Raw genomic sequence first — 17,621 nt, forward strand, 5'->3', positions numbered from 1 at the left:
GAGCGTCGCGACGTCAACGGAACTCGGCCCGGCTAACTCTGCCACTGGCAGATCTGGATCGCATCGGCGGCCAAATTGCCGTCCAAGAGCGGCGAGACTTCTCCGCTGCGAATCGACTCGGCGGCCGCATCCAACTCCTTGACGAAACTGGTGATCGGATCGCCGTCGCCAAGGTCGGGTCGTTCGACGCGGCCGTCTTGATGCAGAATCACCAGCGGGATTGTCGCGGTGATTTCATCAGCGTAGGCGGCGAATTCATATTGAATCGTTGCCTTTTCGAATGAAACCTCGTACCCGTGCGTGAAGCCCCGCGCCGGAGAGTCGATGACACCGCCACCGGCCGTGACCGGTCGGCCGTCGGCGTAGCGGAACAGCGTTTCATAGAACTTGGGCACGCCGTCCTTGCGAATGCAACTGCTCTCGACCGACTCGGGCATTCCGAACAACACTCGAATCAGATGGGCGTCGTGGACGTGCAAGTCGATCAGCGGTCCGCCGACGCTGGTCGGGTCATAGAAATCGGGAATCCAATCCGGTGGCGAGATTGTCCGTTTGAAACGCCCGGCGATCGGTTTTCCGAATCGGCCGTCGCGCGCCGCATCGACCAACAGTCCGAATTCGGGCATGAACGGCAGCACGTGGGCGACCATCACATCACCCGGTGAACCGAGTTGTGCCAGACGTCGCGCATCGGCGGCGGTCAGCGCCAAGGGTTTTTCGCACAAAACTTTCTTGCCCGCGGCGATCGATTTTTCGATCGCATCGGCATGCAGACTCGGTGGCAAACAAATGTCGATCAAATCAATCGAATCATCCGCCAACATCGCGTCCAACGAGTCGTACACGCCAAGGTCGGAAACGTCGATTTGTTCTCCCGCCGGGCCGAAGTTACCCTTGATGCCCGTCCAATCGCCGTTGCGTTTGGCCTCATTTCGACTGCAAAACGCCACCAAGTCAGCTTGATCACTTTGCTGGTAAGCCAGATAGTGAATCCAGCCCATAAATCCGACGCCAACGATTCCCGCACGCATACGCTCTCTTGTCCTTTTCAAAGTGGATTTCTGGGCCATTGTAGCCTCGAATCGTCGCCAACGAACCGCAGCGATCGATTCGCTACAATGCCGGCGCGTCGAAATCTATCATTGATTCAGTTTCGCTTCCACGGTTCCACCATGAAACAATTCAACGCACTGACGCACCGTTTCGGCTTGACCGCATCCACATGGCTGATTCTGTCGGCCGCTGTGGTCTGTTTGGTCGTGGTTTCTTCGGCCCGAGCCTGTTTGGCCCAGTCGCCCGACGCAGGGCCTTGGCCGCAATGGCGTGGCCCCACGTCGGACAACCACGCCGTAGCGGAAGTCACGTTGCCACGTCACTGGGATCTGGGGACGGGAGAGGGCATCGCCTGGAAAACCAAGTTGCCCGGCCGCGGGCATTCAACACCGATTTTTGTCGGCGACGCCATTTTTTTGACCACGTCGGATGTCGATACCGGGACACAGTCGGTGTTGGAACTCGATGCACAATCGGGACAGTTGCGCGAGGAGTTCGTGTTGCACCGTGGCACACTGCCGCGCCGCATCCATCCCAACAATTCGCACGCGTCTCCTTCGATGGCCTATGACGGCGAACGATTGTTCGCTTCGTTTCACACCGATGATGCCATTGTGCTGACGGCGCTTTCGACCGATGGCACCGAATTGTGGCAGCGGCGGGTCTGTGATTTCAAGCCGGTTGCCTTTCAATTCGGATACGGTGCCAGCCCGATCATCGAAGATGATCTGGTGATCGTGGCGGCCGAGTACGACGGCCGGGACAGTGGGATCTACGCCTTCGATCGCGCCAGTGGCAAACCGGCCTGGAAAATCCCACGGCCGGCGAACCTGAATTTTGCCTCCCCGATCGTGACCACGATCACGGGAACGCGGCAGTTGTTGATCGCCGGTGCGGAGACGTTTTCGGCTTATGACCCGGTGAAAGGCCGGTTGTTGTGGCAGGTGCAAACGACGACCGAAGCGATCTGTGGGACGGCGGTCTGGGATGACCGTCGCGTGATCGTCAGCGGGGGCAATCCCGAGGCGGGGACGTGGTGCGTGGCCGCCGACGGGACACAGAAACTGCTGTGGAGCAACCGGGTGATGTGCTACGAGCAATCCCTGTTGGCGATCAAGAATTATCTGTTCGCCGTGGCCGACAACGGCGTGGCGTATTGCTGGCGGACCCAAGACGGCAAAGAGATGTGGAAGAAGCGTCTGTTCGGCGGAGGGATCAGCGCGTCGCCGTTGCTGGCCGATGGTCACGTGGTGGTCGCCAGCGAACGTGGCGAAGTTTTTTTATTCATGGCGTTCCCGGATCGATTCGAGTCGATGGCTACGATCCAGACCGGCGACTCCATTTTCGCCACCCCGGTCGCCGTCGGGAATCGACTGTATGTGCGGACCGGAATCAACGAATCCGGCCGCCGCCAGGAGTACCTGATCGCGATCGGGCCGTGATCGATGGTCGCAGCGATCATCGGTCGTTAAAGTGACGCGATCCGATTCGCTCGAACACGCCACATTCTCTCTCTGATAGACCGATGAAATTTCTTTGCTTTAGTGATCTTCACCGAAATCAAGAGGCGGCGCGCAATCTTGTGCGGCTTGCCGATGACGTCGACGTTGTGATCGGGGCGGGGGATTTTGCCAATCGCCACGAAGGCCTGGCCGACACGTTGGACATTCTGGCCGACATCGACAAGCCCTCCATCCTGGTGCCCGGCAACGGAGAAACCGTGGATGAATTGCGGGCCGCGACGGCGGGGTGGAAATCCGCATCCGTGTTGCACGGCGAGGGGTGTGAGCACGCCGGAGTGCCATTCTGGGGCGTCGGCGGCGGCATCCCGGTGACTCCCTTCGGCGACTGGTCGTATGACTTTGATGAAACGCAGGCCACGGAATTGCTTGGGGGGTGCCCGGAGGATGGTGTGCTGGTCGTGCACTCGCCGCCCTTGGATACAGTCGACCGCGACAGCGGCCGGCGGGTCCGTGGCAGCGAATCGATTCGCGAGTGTGTGCTCGCCAAGCGGCCGCGACTAGTCGTCTGCGGTCACATCCATGACGACTGGGAAAAACAAGTCACGCTCGAATCCAGCTTGGTGCTCAACGCCGGCCCGCGCGGCGTGGTCGTCGAGATCGACTTTGGTTGACGTTATTGCCAGATCCTGTCGGTCGTCGATGCGTGGGGCAGCGGGCCGGTAGCGACCGGATTCGCCGTCACGTTTGGCCGCGTCGTCGTGTTGGGCAGGACGTTGGGCGGGGGCAGGGTTTGGGTGGTCGCCAGACGGCCGGGTGAATTGGAGATCGGATCGGCGGTCCAAATCGAGACCTGTTTTTGGGACCCGGCGGATGCTTCAGCCGCCGGAATGGGAGGCGGCGTCACTGCCGGTGCTGGTACAGGAGCGACGGGCTGCGGAACCGAATGCTGCAACCGCTGGGGCGATGGGGCCGGAACGTACTTCGTCGCCGCGGGGCGTCGGTGGTAGTGTCGGTACCCGGTCGATTTCTTGGTCGAATTGCGGCTGAAATTTGCGTTCTTGTTGCTCGTGTAGAACAGCCCCAACTTCTTGTTGATCGGTTTGGCCCATCCCCATCCGCTGTTCCCGCCGGCGACCGCCTGCTGCTCGGGCAAGAAGACGGCTGCCAGGGTGGTGATGACAACGATCAGCGAAGCGAAAAAGCGGCGATTCATGACAGTCTTGCTCTTCAATGGAGGCATCCAATGGATTGCAGGAGCGGCATCGACCGCGGGCCTGCTAATCCGCCAAGCGGACCAATCCCCAACATGTTACGGAATGGCCCCGAAAAAGGAAAAAACGCTTTCCCGCCTCTTCCGTCACCCAATACGCCCCGCTCCATCGTTTTGCCCCCATTGTTTTGCCCCTGTCCGTCATCCGCGCACCATTCTGCCATCCATCATTCTGCCCTGTATCATTCTGCCAATCCCTTGCCCGCCCCCCCTCTCTCGTTAAGATAGGGTGAACCCGGGAAGTGATTGCGTGTCACTTTCCACGCATCGATTGCCTTCGACCCGTCGCGTGTAGCGTGCAGTCTGTTGGAATCGACCAGTCAGGGGGGCGACTTGGATTCGACCGGATGATTGGAAGCGTATGGTTGCGTGTCGTGGTTGATCAGTTGGCCACGTAAAAAGCTGATCAAACTTTTAATTGCAGATGAAAATCTCGCACTGGCTGCCTAATTACAGGCTGCCCGGACTGATGGGGGCTGCCAGAGTCGCCTGAAAGTCCGTCACAATTCTGGATCGCCCGCCGTCCTACTCGAGACGCGGCGGGTTAAACAAGATTCGAGTTAGCAAGCCGCGTAGTCTGTCGAGCAGCGCCGCGGTAAGCGAAACGAGTTTCGGCTCATAACCGCCCGACTACACACGTAGACGCCGTCGTGGACGCATCGCGGGACGAGGGTTCAATTCCCTCCGCCTCCATCACAAACAGCCACTTGCAAATGACGCAAGTGGCTGTTTTTATTTGTGGTTACGGAAATATCCTGTCCCAAAATGCTTGTCCCACACCCCCGTTTTGACCCAATAGTCCGACTCGTAGTCCGATAAATAGTCCGATTCGAGCCTTTTCTAAGTCCGATTTCATCCGTATTCTGGGGAATCGGACTATGACTCCACTATCGTTGGGACGGATGGGAAAGCGGAAATGGCAGCGCGGACGGCTCGGCTCTCGAAGCCAGACAAACAGGGTCAATACGCTCGACAGCTGGGCTGGAAACTCAACAGCAAGGGAACACGAGTCCAACACAAGTTCCGCCTCGGGACCGACAAGCGTGAAGCAGAGCGACGCGACGACCGCCTCCGCCAGTTGTGGGAGAAGATTGATGGCGACGCTCCTGAAGGCACGGCATTGTGGGATGAAGTCACCTTGGAGATCGGCAAGCAGTTGGCCAGGGGAGCTGACAAGGTCCACCTTGTTCCGGTCCCAGATGACGAAGCTCCAACAAGTTACGCGACCCGGCTTCAGCGAATCCAGAATCGTTTCAGCTTCCTGCGCTTCGTCCCCACTGACGAGAAGCGGTACACGATCGGAATCGGCGACAACGCGATCGACATGCGTCAGGTCGTCCTCGTAGACAACCCCTATGAAGACTACTGGCGGAAGCATGACGTGTTTGCGGCTCCGCCGCTGAAAGCAAACATCGGCGACGTGACTGTTGGCAAGGGCGACCTGCTGGACTCGATGATCAATCCGCCTTACCGCAGGATGACGGATGACGGGAAGACGCTGCATCAGGCTTTCGAGGCGTATGAGGATTGGATCAAGCAGCATTATTTCGATGACGAGACTCAGACGCTGTCCGAGTATGCCCACACGAAGCTCGGGCAGATTGACTCCCTGAAAGATCGGCATGAGGATGTCCCTCTTGCTGAGATTGACTACGACTACATCGAAAAGATGTACCGCTTCTGGCGGCAACGCCCGATGAAGCGGACGAAGAAAGGCCAAAATGAACAGCGAATGAGCGCCTCCTCGGTTCGCCATTACGTGGGAGAATTACACAGGTTCTTCAAATGGTTGCATCGCTCGAAAGACTTTGCCTGGCGGAAGCCTGAAGACATCGACGACATTGACCGCAGTACCCCGCTCGACACAGAGACGGTCAAGAAACGGATTCGCAAGGTCGACACGTTTCAGCTCGATGAACTGTGTTTGCTCAATCGTTATGCCACGCCTACCGAGCGCCTCTATCTGATGCTCGGCCTGAACTGCGGATTCGGGACCAAGGAGATCGCCACCTTGACGATCGGCGAAATCTTCCTGCATCAGGCTCTGCCAGCAGATGAGCAAGAGGTCTTTGGCTTTCACTCGACAGACGACGATTCATTCGTATCACTGGTCCGCAACAAGACCACGATTGTCGGGAAGTATTTACTGTTCGGGCAGACCGTGAAGTTGCTGGAATGGGTCATGGCGCGTCGACTAAAGCAGAGGAACCCCAGTCCCGACCAGCCCGCAATACTCAACAGCAAGGGAATGCCGCTGGACCAGAGAAGCGCCAACGGAAATCCGTCTCGCCAAATTCCCAACACATTCTCGCGTCTGCACAAGCGGATCATCGACGATGGAAACGAAATCACGAAGCTGCCCTTCAAACACCTCAGAAAGACGGCGGGAGACCTGATCCGGCGGTTCTCCGATGGCGAGGTGGCTGGCGTGTTTCTGTTGCACGGCAGCCCTGTGACCACCGATAAACTGTCCGACGTCTACACCAACAGACCGTTTGGCAAGGTTTACGATGCGATTCGACGAGTTGAGGAATACCTGCAACCAGTCTTTGAGGAGGCCAGTGACGATCCGACCCTGGAGCAACCCCAGGCTTACACGAGCCGCAAATCAGTTGATCGTATCGCCGAGATGACGAAGGAAGGAAAGACCGTCAGAGAGATCGCGGAGGCAATCGGAAAGTCACGAATGACGGTCCACCGCCACATCCAAAAGTTGCGGGAACGGGGATTGCTCGACGCATAGAGTTGTATCTTTTCCGGCAGCGTCGGATCGTACCTCAGTAAATCCAGACGCGAGCGGAAGGATGATGCTGGCAGGCCGTGGATTGCCCGAACTGCATATTCGCATCGAGGACGCCCAATCTTCTATTCCATGTCAGGTTCCTCATCACACATGGCTTCCCATTCAAGCTGCTCTTGAAGTGCCACATCGTCGTCAATCTCAAACTCAATTCTTTGACGACAGACTGGGCGTCGCGAGCGAGCTTCGTGCTCATCTTTGATACGATCCCAGATCGCCTGTACGTCCGAACCTTCCATCGTCCCGTTTGTCGACAGATGTCGTGTGACCGGACCGATGTATTCTTGCCAGCTTGGCAAACTGATATATCGCTCTCCAAGAGCAATCTGCCGGTCCAAATAGGCGACTCGCTCTGTCTCATCGTGGTGAAGAAATCCGGCCGCTGTCCATGCTTGACGCCAGTCGTGCTCGTGTTCCTTGATCGCAGATACTGTGCAGGGCCGACCTCGATGAAAAAGTTCCAGGATCGGTCCAGCCAAGGCTAAGTGGCACAGGTTTTCCATCAATCGAGTGTGTGGGAACGTGCCAGGTGGATACTGCAACTCAGGCATACGGATCATGGTCCACTCGTCGAGCCGCTGTACCCGCGGACTGATGCGGGACAGATCGGCGACTGAGAATCCATTGACCGACAGCAGTTCAATGGGAAACCCTGCGTTCATCGCAAGCAGAGCGTGGCCACTGATGTGATAGATGCGATCTTCGGTAATCTCTTTCGAGGCGGTTGTCGTGGCCATAATCTCGCATTATCGACCGACCGACTCGTCTTGAATCGGCCGGTCGTGAAACGGTGGGCGCGCCCTACTGGCGTCTCAGGCGAGGACCCGGTCATGAGCCCCTCTTGGTCAGGTATTGAAGTGGTAGCACCGGATTCGGTGTAGCAACTTCTGCTGGGCTGGGATCGAAAAGCCGTCTTTCTCCTGCTCATCAGACGAGACACGAGCGTACATCACGGCCGTTGAGTGATTGGGTGAGCACTGACGACGCACTGCATTGGCTCGTTTCTGTCGATGAAAATTATTCTACCCGTTTGAGGCGGAAATGTCTTTTTTGAGGTCATGCCAAGCAGCGTTTTGTCATCTCAATTCAACCGGAAGAATGCCAACTTCAACACGCAGGCTATGCACTCTTGGTATTGCCTCGTCCACCTGATCCGAGTGGGATCAAGGTTCTGATCTTGCCAATAGAGACGAGAACGTCATTGGGAACACTTTCGCTCCCCGGCAACTGAATCGGCGTTAGCAGGTCGCCGCACTTCAATGTTGCCGTCTCCCAGCCGGGGATCGCCTGAATGAACTTGTTCAGATCGTTCGCGTTCTCGGTGAACTTCTCAAAGTCGAGTGTGAGTGAAACGAACTCGTGAATCATCAATATGCCGTGGGTGGCGTCCGTCGTTTTTGCCAGCTTGGCAGTTGCTGCCAACGCATGAAACAGTTGGTATCGTAGAGGCTTGATCTCATCATCCACGGAGTGCCCGACGATTCCGCAAGAGAGTCTCTCGACTCGCGTCGGGATATTGCTACCACGGTCAATCGGCGCATCGTCCAGTTGTTTCTGCACGGTTGGTCCCAAAGACTCATCTGCCTTGGCTTCGACGGTGACAGCCACTCGGTGTCCGGCTGAGGCGGTTCCCCATAGTGCGAGGTCAGCATTTCGCTTGCCGCCCCGGAACTCATCGAATCCAATCTCCATCTCAGCAACCGCCTGTTCGATTGTCAGGCCACGAGTTGCCGGATCCCTGTCCAATGCCTCTTTGAGTTCATGGGGACACTCCATACTGCCAGAGTCGCACCATGCTCTGGCAAGTTCTTTAGCACTCCGGTAATCCTTCCACTGAGCAGCTCCCCCGGCTGGTGGTGCATTCTCAAACCAGGACTGCAAGTCGACAATCGACGCCCCTTGCTCTGTTTTTCCTGTCACGTGAATCATTCGAGATCACCGTCCCCGTTGCTGAGTTCTCCGAGCTTTTGCTCGTGCCATTCCTGATATGTTTGGCCGGTTGCCTCAAGTTTCCATGAGATGCGGCCGTTGATGTTTCCGGCATTGACGATCGCGCCACCGGCACTTGGACTGCTGAATCCGACATCCTCGGTGAAAATGAAATACTCCGATTCATGGCTATCGGCGAGCTTGCCGTCATTCAGTAGTTGCTCCCGCAACGCCTTGTAGGAAGTCCAAGATTTTGGTCCCTCTTTCCGAGCTTTCGATCCCTTCAACACAACGAACTCACCACCAATCTCACGAGCCTTCGCAGTCGCTCCCATCACGGTCAGTGAGAATGTCGGAGATTCGACTTCAATCAGATCGGTCGTATCAGCCGCTGATGGCTTCGGTTGTAGAAAACCGAAGCTCAGGACTGGAAACACCATCTGAACCTGTTCCAGAAAGTATTCCATGTCCGCAACATCGGGCTCGGGTAGAGGCGGCAACGGCGGTGCGGTGCCGTTCATCACATTTGCCCGACCAGCCTGATGAGCCATTTGAATGACACGGCTTTCAAGGTACCGCCCGTGCGACTTGGTAAGGTTTTGATCCTTGCTGATAACCAGAACGACTCGATTCCAGAAATCCTTGGTTTCATCCTTGTCGTGGTTCAACAGCCGATTCCAAACACTGTCGCCTTCACCAATGTAGACGCATTCCTTGTTGGGCGCATCAGGATCGGGGCCGACCAGGCAATACACACCCGTCCGCTTGGACTCCTCACGTTTGGCTAAGGCTGAGAGTTGTGAACGCGGAGCGACGACAATCTTGCCCGTCCAGTTGATAATCTCGGCCGTCAGCACACCCGTGGGTACACTGTCAACCAGGTAGATGCGGATTTGTCGTCCTTTCACAGCCAATCCCTTCACAGTAAAAGCGTCGTCACTAGAAGCTATTTGATTCCACTTGCAGCTTGGGCATCAGCTACGCCTCTGGTCCTTGAATCTCCTACAACGTTTTTCATACTGCCATTTGTTCTCTGAAATGCCTGCGAATGAGACCGCCAGACTCATTTGAAAGTGTTTTGAAAGCAGTCAAGCCACAGGCACCAAAATACCTTACAGGATTCCTGAAATCTCCTCTTGGTAGTCATCGTCACAATTCTTGACTATCTCTTGATCATCAATACCGAATTGTTGTGCTGCGAGAGCTATCGCTCGTACGACGAAAAAATTCGCGGTCGGTCCCAGTTTCGGCATGTAATCCAACGGGTTACCGATGTCCTTCCCATCCTTCCAGCTGACAAGCCTGTGGACTGCAAGTGGTACTAGCGAATGTTGAATACCATTCTCGAATCGCTCTGCAAAGAAGTCATGCAACTCATGAAAATCTGACGAAGCGTCTGAGGCAATGGGAAACATGTTGCCCCATGCAGCAATCGACCAGCTGTGCATGTCTGCCTGACGCCTAACGAGTTGTTGATACCACTCGCTATAACCCCGCCATTGTTCTTTTCTTCTGAGGAAGTCCGCGACTCTGTCGGCAGCGTGATTGAATGATTCCAGGCCATCTGCACTGAGGCGGTTCAGAACGACTTCATCAAGCTCCTCTGAGTTTTCTCCTTTGTATTTCAGCATGAAGCTGATATCAGACCTGGGAGACTCGGCGATGCTCTTGGCGATCTCAAGAAGTCTCGTGGCGAACGCTTCACGTTGCTCACCTGCGCTAGAATCTTCTTGTCCACTGCTGTCGAGTATTAGATCCTCGAATGCTGAGTGGCACTCCTCTAAGACCGTTTTTGCCGGATTCACGCCTAATCCTTGTTGCCCCAACGCATGCTCAATTTCTGAATGAACTGAGCGCAGATGTGATTCTGAGTTTCCAAACAGCCAAATATCGTCCATCCAACGCAAAGGGGCTAGTGCAGTCGATCCAATGGGGTTTCCGATAATGGATAGGTATCGGTCAACGGCACTTAGCGGCACATGTGCTAGCACTGATGAAGCGAGACACCTTTGGGGAAGTCCGTCGCCGTTGCGCTGGGTTCGCAACCGTGCAAAGTAATCAGCCAAACGTGCTAATGTTCCAGTTTTTCTGTAACTACGCCCCAAATCTGATACTAGGCGTTCTGTGTCGACCGTTTCAAAAAAACTCCTGACATCAAGTTTCAAGACTAGATCGTATTCTTGAGACAGTTCTTGGATACGCTTTTTGAACAACTTCCACTCTTGCGAGTTACTTGCGTATGTTCCTTTAGAAGGTGCTTCGCGATGAACCCTCCAGCCAAATACCCAATCTGGAAGATCTTTCGTTGCAACAAGCGAAAGTTCATCTGACAGGCATTGGAATGCTATTCGATCAACGGGGTTCAATAAGATTGATGGTCGGCTTCCGTCAGACGATTTCGGGACATCTAAAGCAAATGTCCATCCGCACTCATCTTCTTCCAGCCGTTTGCCAACACTCTCGTCCCTCAGCCGCTCGAACTCAGGCCATCCCCATGGGTCACTAAACCAGTCTTGCTTTACATCCTCAAGAACATTTTTCCTTGCCTTGGAAATGTCAATCGACGGGATCGAGTATGACTTGCCTGAACTGACTCGCTGTCGATTCACAGAGTTTTCTAGCCGTGATGTCAAGCTGTTAGTGGCAGATGTTATTGGCCTATCTTGGGCAAGTCGATTCAGTAGTTGTTTTGTACCTTCATCGAAGACAAGTGCTGCTGTTTTGCCCATCTCTCCAAGCAGCCCCAAAATGATGATGGCCTGCTGACGCAACCGCGGTTTCTCTGTTTGCACCCCAAAGCGCAGAATTGTGCGAAAGGCATCTGCGGAATCGCGAGAGGGAAGGGAAATTCCGCTGCTATCCAAGATTTCCTGTGCAATCAATAGTGCACGTGAGACTTGCAATGAATCAAGTTTAGAAGCGCCTATTAGCTCGATTACGTGGCGCAGAGTAGTGATTTGCTCTGATGGCGACAGCCGTGATGCTGAATCGGCGACCGCTTCAGCATCCTGCTGTAACAGTAGAATAATTTCTTGAGGACTCATTCAAAAGACTCCAATCTGTCCATTAGCATTTCCATCACGCCGTCCTGTATTGGGATTGCGTTGGATTCAATGGCATTGACTAAAGAACCGACAAAATCTGGGCGTGATTTCATCGCACCGCGAGTCACGTAGCTACCAGAGGAGTCGTCAACAAACGCTATCATGCCATTCTGAAATCCAATTTCGCCGGCCGCCATCACGTTCGCGTTATGAAAAAGACTTTCATGCTTGATTGCATCGCGGTGATCTCTATTGCAATCAAGAGCAATCCTAATGTCACCAGATTCGCCAACGGCATAAATGTACCGACCTGGACGATAAGCTTCGACTGAACTTTGTGGCACGATGGGATCGTCACTTAGGAGCGTATCTTGACAATAGGGATCGTAAAGTGCGTTGTTGCGGACCAGCTCTTTTAGCGAGAAGACACGCCCATTGTGCTCAGTACCGCAACGACAACGCCCTTCGGCCAGTCGTCGTTCATTTTCTTCTGTGTCGTGATAGACAAACACTTTCAATGACTCCGCATCAAGTATTGACCGCCGTTTTTGTATCACCGCCATGTTTCGTCACTCGTGGTCTGCATTGAATCTTCATTGCGTCTCGTGAAAACGACTCGTCGGTTGCTTTAGCTGACCAGACAAAGGCTTCGCCTTGCTTCAGTTGGGCCATCTTTTCCGGCGTGAGCGCATGCAGAGAGGAGTTCGCTTTCTGGATGTACTTGATCCATGCAGGCGAGTTGAAGCGATGCAGAATGATCTGTGTCGACAATTCAATCAGAGCCAGCGGGACCGACGGAGGGTCCTGGCTAGCCACCATCACACTTGTGCCTTTGTGGCGCATTTCACGAACGACTTCCACGAGTCCGGCAACCAGTTCAGCACTGTCGATGTATTTGTGGGCCTCGTCGAAGACAACCAGCTTATTGAACTTCGTACCTTCGTAGGTCGCGTCTCCGAAAAGTTGCAACAGAACAACAAAGAGTCCGAGCGCTTCGTCTTTCTCGATGAACTCGTCACGCAAATCGACGATTACCAACCGTCCAGGCCGGATCAATCCCTTCAAGCTACTCTCGTCATCAATGTACTGCCCTGCCATTTCCAGTCGAAGTCCCGCCAAATCCTTCAAACTGTCAGATAGCGAGGAGTTATCAATTCCACTCCGAAGTCCCTCCAGCGTCATGTTGTTGCGGAGACCTCGCATTATTGACTTTAGCTGCCGCATGTAGAGCTGGTTCCCAACAGCCCCCATCAGGAACTGCCAGTGGCTCACCTGCAACTCTTTTGCGGAAAAACGAAGCGGGTGCACGTCAACTCCCGGATATTCTCGACGACGATCCTCAATCTTGTCCTTCGGGACCAGCAGCAAAACATCTTCGATAGCCCGAGGCTTCGCGCCGAACCGTTTTTCCAGTGCTTCGATGGCCCAACTCTCGGAGTTCGGCTCCCGCATGGACGTGAACTCGGGGCGATAGTCCTGAGTTGGGCTGTAATGAAAAATTACAGTGGCGAGTGGGCTCGGGAGGTGATTGATGTTCGGGATTGGAACCGTCGCCATCTCAGCGACCGAACCGAGTGTGTAGCTTTTGCCACCTCCCTGGACACCAAACAAGCTGATTGTGTGGGTCTGATTCAGGTCCAATGCAATTTTACGCCCCGCAAATTCACCGATAATGCCGTACTGGGGAGAATCATTGGTACTTCCCAAAAGTACGTCGAAAGATGGACCGCGCTCATCCGCTTGAGCCGGCAGGACGGAAACTGTCTCTTTCGACTCCTCGATTCTCTGGACGCCAGTTTCTGGCGACACTGCGTGCTCGGACTCTATTTGTTCCTGTCCTGGTTCAGCGAGTGATTTACGTTCAGCCGCGGGTTTCTGCTGCGGGGCTTCGGTGGCTCCTGCTCTAATGTCCTGGTCTTGTTCGTCTTCGGATTGGAATGAAGATGGTTGAATGGCATCCTCGTCAAGATCGGAGACAAAACTACGTGTGGTCAGCGAGTCCCAATCCACGCATCGGTCACGATCTGGGGCAAGGAATGCAGCAGCACTCAGCTTTGGTATCGATGATGTCGTTTCGACTGCTGCCTCTCCGCCAGAACTCGGTGTGGGAGGGGCTTCACCGTTATCTGAGACAAACAGATCACCACTGCTGGAATCATCCTCGGAATCACTCGGTCGCGCACCAACCTCATTTACGAGCGTTTGAATGACGTCTATGCCGACTCGATGGAACTCAACTTCATTATCGACTTCTGATTCGTCAACACCGTCCTTCTCAAAATCGAACACTATTGCACTACGCGTAAACTTCAAATCATAGCCGTCTTCAAGTGTCCGAAGAAAAAATCGAGCCTCATCGGCCACCTTGTGTTCAAGCATCTCAAAACGTGCTGAACGTTCAACATAGAACTCAAGCAACTTGCAAAGTTCCGCTGTTTTGAACGAGCGGTCGATTCGGTCAGGAGTATGCAAGCGAGGATCGAAATGAAGGCGGATGACGCGTTCGCTCGTTTCCAACTGCTCAACAATACTGTCCTTCAACTGAGCGTACTGAGCGAGATTGCCTGCGTTGGAATAGCACTTCACTTCAATCAGGTTGCAGGTAATTGTTCGTGTTGCTGCGTTGAGATCGAATAATGCCAGATCAGTACGCTTGAGGCTGACTTCCTCCTGGAGATCAGCAGCGGCTTTTCTTGGCTCCCGATACAGGTCAACATGGGCATCGAGTGGCACGACGATTTGATTAGAGAAGATTCCTTGATGGTCGAGATACAGCTTTGCGAGCGCGAGACCAAGCGCTTCCGCTCTCTGGTTCGGCGAGGCAATCAACTTCAGTGCAAGTCGACCTGATAAAGATCGCAAGCTATCGAGAATAGCAGCGGATCTCTTCCCATCGTGCGGCAACGAATATCGCTGCAAGACCGATCGCATCATTGCCTCAACTTCGAGCAGCGAGCGTGAGGTCACAAGAACCTGATGTCCCAATCCGTTTTCCAATGTGGGTGTATGTTCGATCAAGTAGTCAGGCCGGATTCCTTGGTCATTGTGATCAAAGTATTCGATTCCAATGTTCCGATCGACGGTGAAGACCCAGTCACTCACGTCGTGGACTTGGTGAATCAGTGCTCTATCGTCATTGTCGAGCGCAAGCGTAACCTGAGGCCGATTCGATACTCCCGCCTGTCCCGTGGCAACCGTCGCGGTCGCAGCTGAGAAAACGGTTGGGAGAGACGATAGCAAATCAGTGATAGACTCAGCTCCACTAATCGCAGATGCTCGCCCATGTCGAGGCTGCCGTGTCCAGGCGACTGTTTCTCCATCGTCTGTGTAGTCGAGAACGAAGTCTTGCAGCAGACCGTGTACCGGAGCACCAGCTTGTTCCGCTTGATACTTTCCGGCAGAAACCGCCTCCGCTGGAAACACGTCGAACAGCAGGCTGACATGAGCTGGGTACGCGTCACTCTCCGACCGAAAATCTGCCGTTGGGCGAATCGCGACCCTCAATTTTGGATTCAAGTGGTCCTTGCCCAAAGCTGAAAACGCATCAGCTCGCTGCGCCGTTGTGCTGCCCTCGGGGTTCAACAACTCAAGTAGGTTCTCTCCAACACCCGGTTCGTTTGCGTCAGGCACGAACAAACGGATGTCGTATTTCATGCCATGAAGTGCCTCAATGCCCTGAAGTTCAAGGAGCATGTCAGCGAGCACTCGTCCCCGTCCGGGATTGAAAGCATTGATCGATAGTGAACGAACATAGGGGTGCTGAACGAGGTAACGCTGAACTCGGCCTGCCAAAAACTTGCCTGTGACAGTCATCCCTCCAATGTCAGGCTCGGGCAATCCTAGCGCGGATGTCACGTTTCCTATAAGTCCTCGTGCATCCCGCTCCAAACTGGGAGCATAGAGCGTCCACAGTGGGTGAATATTGTCCACTGCGGTAAATACACTCCCGTGACCGACCGAGAGATAGGGAGGATGGTTTGCCGGCAGTAACCGGTTCAGCAAGACATCTCTGGCAGGCGAAACGAACTCTCTTCGAGACTTCTCGGCAATCGTGATCCATGACTCTCCAAGAGCGGACCAACCAGCTAGCCAAAGGCACCGAATCGGATGAAGTGGGCCAATCAGCGCTGCCTGCTGTCTCTGGCCTCGATAGTTTGTCAAGCCGATGTGAACGACGTCGATATTCAAGAGCCCCTCAATGGCCACGAGCACCTCGTGCCGATCTTTTCCACTTCGGGCCTCCGCGTGACGCAGCAATGTTTGCAGTAACAACTGAAACTGAACTGCGTATTCAAGAACTTCGTCGTGGAGTTCGCCGAAATCAGCGCCTTGTGAGATGAGATTCAACTCGCCTCGTGTGATCGCTTCAAAAAGAGACTTGCGAGCTACAAGGAACGCGTCAATCGAAACTGCGCCGGTTACATTGAGTGCTGTGCAGACGGGATCGCCTGCGACGCCGCGATTGATCGACAGCCGCCACGTCGCCAAAACTTCGGGCTCAGCAAGTATTCTTTGCTCAATGCCACAAAGGCAGCCACTGACTGGAATATTGACCGTCCCTTCGCTGCCAAACTTGGCTTCGATCATTGCCTGGGAGCCACGAGACTTCTCCGACCAATGTACAGAGGATGGTACGATCTGCTGGGATTCACGATCGTCAAGGATAGCAGTGAATTGCAGGTCTCGTTGTGCGTGCAGAAGACTTGGGTGGCGAGGAATGGCACGTTGAACGGGCTCAACTTCCACGTCGCCTTCAGGAACTACATAGAAAAGGTCACCTTCGTTCGGTGCTTGTGTTTGTTCTGAACTTGTATCGTCGATCCACGGTAGCGCTTGTCCCTTGCGATCAAGAAGTGTGAGTCGCTCGCCATCCTCAGTGAATGCTTGGACTCGTACGAAATGCCAGCCTTCTTCCCAATCGAATCCAGCGAGTTTATTGAAACTCACGGTCTTCTTACCTGAATTGGTTTTCCAGGCCGAGACACTTTTGACGATACCTGTTGGGCCGTTGTTTACCGAAATGATCTGAAGTTGGAACTTCGCTAGTCCTTCGACTTTCGACGGTATTGGATCGACCTGAAATGCAACACTGAATTTCTTCAAACCGTTCTTGCCCAGCGGCAACACGAGCTCGCCAGTCAACCCTTCGAGACTCTGAACACCACTATCTTCTTCACCAACCCTTGGCAGCTTTGTGTCTGTCACTTCCACGAAGACTTCGTCCGGTGCGTCGGCCTCGTCTTCAAACTCCCATTTGTCAAATGAAAAGCGGTAGTTCGACCGGTCGCGCACTATCTGACGAGTCCAGTGGTGCGGATTTTCAAGCCCGATTTCTGATAAAAAGTTCGCGAGGTCGGCTCTAAACGCACGCTTTTCAAGTCCGAGGTCCATCGTGCGCAAACGATCGGACTTTTCCGAGGTAGTCAGACTAGACACACACCGTAGATTTGTCCCAACACGGTATGGGGCCTTGGTCGCGTCAGCAAGTAATTTGAAGTCGGGCACGAGTCCCAACTCATAAAGCGCCGCACCGACCACATCAGGATCACAGTCGTTGACCTTGATTGTCAACAGGAACCGCGTGACAGCAAGTGGAGTAGCCCAGTTCCAATCGCTCTGCGAAACGCGCTGCAAGATGCTCTGTACGCCACTCCGAATCGCAACAGGAATTTCCTCAAGAAGCTTGCGATTGACATCAGAATAGACATCTCCAAGACGCACATCCTCGAAGGTAGCGATTCCGAACGAATCCTCCGAGGAGGTCCTCAGTTCATTCGGAACAAACACGAGCAGAGGCGGCCTGATAGTGCCATCGGCCTCTGGATTGCGCAGCTCGATCAGTTTCGTACTTGTGATGTAAACATCATCGTTCTTTGAATGAGCGTCGTCCGTCAGTACGAATACCAATGAATCAGGTACTTCTCCCCGCAAACGCGAACAAAGTCGCGACATCAAGTCTGCATCGAGGTCTGAGACCCGCATGCAATGGCCTGGACCACGCTGAATCAGCATCTGCCGAAACCGAGCAGCCAAGTGCTTCTCAATCTCGGCAGCGACGTCGG

The 17,621-nt window shown here is 54.3% G+C and carries 11 protein-coding genes and 1 other RNA gene; 4 read left to right on the forward strand and 8 right to left on the reverse strand.

Annotated elements, in window-relative coordinates:
- Positions 1-32: 32 nt before the first annotated feature.
- Positions 33-1,031 (reverse strand): Gfo/Idh/MocA family protein, encoded by a 999-nt coding sequence (locus Mal15_RS14070; protein WP_147868351.1) that lies wholly within the window; start codon positions 1,029-1,031, stop codon positions 33-35.
- A 141-nt stretch (positions 1,032-1,172) separates the two neighbouring features.
- Between Mal15_RS14070 and Mal15_RS14075 the strand changes: the two genes are divergently transcribed.
- Together Mal15_RS14075 and Mal15_RS14080 are read left to right on the forward strand one after the other, a co-directional pair.
- Entirely contained in the window at positions 1,173-2,495 is a 1,323-nt protein-coding gene (locus tag Mal15_RS14075) for an outer membrane protein assembly factor BamB family protein (RefSeq protein WP_233903443.1), read from the forward strand.
- A gap of 83 nt (positions 2,496-2,578) precedes the next feature.
- Positions 2,579-3,187: a metallophosphoesterase family protein gene (locus tag Mal15_RS14080; RefSeq protein ID WP_147868353.1), complete on the forward strand. Its 609-nt coding sequence runs from the start codon at positions 2,579-2,581 to the stop codon at positions 3,185-3,187.
- Between the two features lie 2 nt (positions 3,188-3,189).
- Here Mal15_RS14080 and Mal15_RS14085 read toward each other — a convergent pair whose 3' ends face one another.
- Positions 3,190-3,729, reverse strand: a complete 540-nt coding sequence (locus tag Mal15_RS14085; RefSeq protein WP_147868354.1) for a hypothetical protein — start codon at positions 3,727-3,729, stop codon at positions 3,190-3,192.
- A gap of 381 nt (positions 3,730-4,110) precedes the next feature.
- Here Mal15_RS14085 and ssrA point away from each other — a divergent pair.
- Positions 4,111-4,482: a transfer-messenger RNA gene (gene ssrA, locus Mal15_RS14090) on the forward strand.
- Between the two features lie 382 nt (positions 4,483-4,864).
- Entirely contained in the window at positions 4,865-6,529 is a 1,665-nt protein-coding gene (locus tag Mal15_RS14095) for a winged helix-turn-helix transcriptional regulator (protein WP_167546810.1), read from the forward strand.
- A gap of 122 nt (positions 6,530-6,651) precedes the next feature.
- On the opposite strand, the gene Mal15_RS14100 is transcribed toward Mal15_RS14095, so the two are convergent.
- The 6 genes from Mal15_RS14100 to mads8 form a co-directional block, all read right to left on the reverse strand.
- Complete coding sequence (locus Mal15_RS14100) at positions 6,652-7,323, reverse strand: hypothetical protein (RefSeq protein ID WP_147868356.1); 672 nt, start codon at positions 7,321-7,323, stop codon at positions 6,652-6,654.
- Positions 7,324-7,705: 382 nt separating this feature from the next.
- Positions 7,706-8,515, reverse strand: a complete 810-nt coding sequence (locus tag Mal15_RS14105) for a DUF6946 family protein (RefSeq protein ID WP_147868357.1) — start codon at positions 8,513-8,515, stop codon at positions 7,706-7,708.
- Positions 8,512-9,423: a GIY-YIG nuclease family protein gene (locus tag Mal15_RS14110; RefSeq protein WP_147868358.1), complete on the reverse strand. Its 912-nt coding sequence runs from the start codon at positions 9,421-9,423 to the stop codon at positions 8,512-8,514. The genes Mal15_RS14105 and Mal15_RS14110 overlap by 4 nt, the downstream gene beginning before the upstream one ends.
- 204 nt (positions 9,424-9,627) lie before the next feature.
- Entirely contained in the window at positions 9,628-11,559 is a 1,932-nt protein-coding gene (locus Mal15_RS14115) for an RNA-directed DNA polymerase (protein WP_147868359.1), read from the reverse strand.
- A complete protein-coding gene (locus Mal15_RS14120; RefSeq protein ID WP_147868360.1) occupies positions 11,556-12,122 on the reverse strand; it encodes a hypothetical protein in 567 nt (188 codons plus the stop codon). Before Mal15_RS14120 ends, Mal15_RS14115 begins: the two co-directional genes overlap by 4 nt.
- Complete coding sequence (gene mads8 / locus Mal15_RS14125) at positions 12,088-17,571, reverse strand: methylation-associated defense system ATP-binding protein MAD8 (RefSeq protein ID WP_167546811.1); 5,484 nt, start codon at positions 17,569-17,571, stop codon at positions 12,088-12,090. The genes Mal15_RS14120 and mads8 overlap by 35 nt, the downstream gene beginning before the upstream one ends.
- Positions 17,572-17,621 lie beyond the last annotated feature (50 nt).

The organism is Stieleria maiorica (genome assembly GCF_008035925.1).
GTDB lineage: Bacteria > Planctomycetota > Planctomycetia > Pirellulales > Pirellulaceae > Stieleria > Stieleria maiorica.

Excerpts from the sequence above, each read along its gene's own strand:
- Mal15_RS14075 (WP_233903443.1), top strand. The coding sequence starts at position 1,173 with ATGAAACAATTCAACGCACTGACGCACCGTTTCGGCTTGACCGCATCC.
- Mal15_RS14105 (WP_147868357.1), bottom strand. The coding sequence starts at position 8,515 with ATGATTCACGTGACAGGAAAAACAGAGCAAGGGGCGTCGATTGTCGAC.
- Mal15_RS14070 (WP_147868351.1), bottom strand. The coding sequence starts at position 1,031 with ATGCGTGCGGGAATCGTTGGCGTCGGATTTATGGGCTGGATTCACTAT.
- Mal15_RS14115 (WP_147868359.1), bottom strand. The coding sequence starts at position 11,559 with ATGAGTCCTCAAGAAATTATTCTACTGTTACAGCAGGATGCTGAAGCG.
- Mal15_RS14120 (WP_147868360.1), bottom strand. The coding sequence starts at position 12,122 with ATGGCGGTGATACAAAAACGGCGGTCAATACTTGATGCGGAGTCATTG.
- Mal15_RS14100 (WP_147868356.1), bottom strand. The coding sequence starts at position 7,323 with ATGGCCACGACAACCGCCTCGAAAGAGATTACCGAAGATCGCATCTAT.
- mads8 (WP_167546811.1), bottom strand. The coding sequence starts at position 17,571 with ATGCTGATTCAGCGTGGTCCAGGCCATTGCATGCGGGTCTCAGACCTC.
- Mal15_RS14085 (WP_147868354.1), bottom strand. The coding sequence starts at position 3,729 with ATGAATCGCCGCTTTTTCGCTTCGCTGATCGTTGTCATCACCACCCTG.
- Mal15_RS14080 (WP_147868353.1), top strand. The coding sequence starts at position 2,579 with ATGAAATTTCTTTGCTTTAGTGATCTTCACCGAAATCAAGAGGCGGCG.